The organism is Cupriavidus sp. FW305-26, assembly GCF_058787975.1.
The window spans coordinates 1-1,458 of sequence record NZ_JBYTAH010000158.1 but is presented as its reverse complement, the minus strand read 5'-3'; the positions used below and the strand labels follow the sequence as shown (position 1 = coordinate 1,458).

Genomic DNA, 1,458 nt, shown 5'->3' with positions numbered 1-1,458 from the left:
GTGAACGGCGCCTGCAGGCAGATAAAGAACAGCATCTGCGCCAGCGCCAGCGTGATCATCGAGAAGTAGATGCCCTGTCGGCGGATGGCCAGCGAGCCCACCACGTAGCCGATCAGAGCGCCCGCACCGGTACCCAGGATCAGGCCGATTTCCGGGGTCACGCCCCAGACCTTCATGGCATGGCCGGCGGCGTAGCCAGCGCCGCCGAAGAAGGCCGCATGGCCGAACGACAGCAGCCCGGTATAGCCGATCAGCAGGTTGAAGGCACACGCAAACAGCGCAAAGCACATCACCTTGAGCACGAACACCGGATACGCACCGGCCAGCGGCGCGGCCAGTAGGCACGCCAGCACCACGCCGTACATCACCTGCTTTGGCAGGCGCCCCGCCGCCTGCTGCTGCCGCATGCCGATTGCGGCGATAGATTGTCCGCTCATCACTTCTCCTTTCCGAACAGCCCTGCCGGGCGCAACAACAGCACCACCACCATGATGACGAAGACAACAGTGGAAGATGCTTCCGGGTACAACACCTTGGCCAGCCCCTCGATCACGCCCAGCCCCAGGCCGGTCAGGATCGCGCCCATGATCGAGCCCATGCCGCCGATCACCACCACCGCGAACACGACGATGATCAGGTTCTGCCCCATCAGCGGCGATACCTGCATGACGGGCGCCGCCAGCACCCCGGCAAACGCGGCCAGCGCCACGCCGAAGCCATAGGTCAGCGTCACCATCCGCGGCACGTTGACGCCGAACGCCTCGACCACCTTGGCGTTCTCGGTGCCGGCGCGCAGGTAGGCGCCCAGCCTGGTCTTCTCGATCACGTACCACGTCGACAGGCAGACCGCCAGCGATGCCCCGACCACCCACACGCGGTAGTTGGGCAAGCGCATGAAGCCGAGGTCGGAGGCGCCCTGCAGCGCCTCGGGCGGTGCATAGGGCAGCCCGGACACGCCATAGACCGAGCGGAAGATGCCTTCGATCACCAGCGTGATGCCTAGCGTCAGCAGCAGGCCGTAGATATGGTCGAGCTTGTAGATCCAGCGCAGCATGGTCTTCTCGATCCCCACGCCCAGCGCGGCAACCACCAGCGGCGACAACAGCAGCATCACCCAGTAGCTGAGGCCGGCATAGGCCATGCCGGCCCACGCCAGCACCGCACCCAGCATGAAGAGCGCGCCGTGCGCAAAGTTGATGACATTCAGCAGCCCGAAGATGACCGCCAGCCCCAGGCTCAGCATGGCGTAGAAGGCGCCGTTGACGAGCCCGAGCAACAACTGCGACAGCAGCGCCGGGAGCGGGATTTCAAACAGATTCATGAGTCGCTCCTTATACGCCCAGCAGTTCATGCAGCACCGGCATCCTGGCCTGCAGCTCACTGGCCGCGAAGCGCTCGACGATGCTGCCGTGCTCCATCACGTAGAAGCGGTCAGCCAGCGGCGCGGCAAAGCGGAAG

At 65.0% G+C, this 1,458-nt stretch carries 2 protein-coding genes and 1 pseudogene; all 3 read right to left on the bottom strand.

The features are described from left to right. The coding region (locus tag AC3WQZ_RS35640; RefSeq protein ID WP_492302160.1) for an ABC transporter permease subunit at positions 1 to 437 on the bottom strand (437 nt) is incomplete at its 3' end. Beyond that, a complete protein-coding gene (locus AC3WQZ_RS35635; RefSeq protein WP_011616641.1) occupies positions 437 to 1,321 on the bottom strand; it encodes a branched-chain amino acid ABC transporter permease in 885 nt (294 codons plus the stop codon). The genes AC3WQZ_RS35640 and AC3WQZ_RS35635, both read right to left, overlap by 1 nt. 10 nt (positions 1,322 to 1,331) lie before the next feature. Beyond that, positions 1,332 to 1,458: pseudogene (locus AC3WQZ_RS35630) on the bottom strand (ABC transporter ATP-binding protein); the annotation flags it as partial.

Excerpts from the sequence above, each read along its gene's own strand:
- AC3WQZ_RS35635 (WP_011616641.1), bottom strand. The coding sequence starts at position 1,321 with ATGAATCTGTTTGAAATCCCGCTCCCGGCGCTGCTGTCGCAGTTGTTG.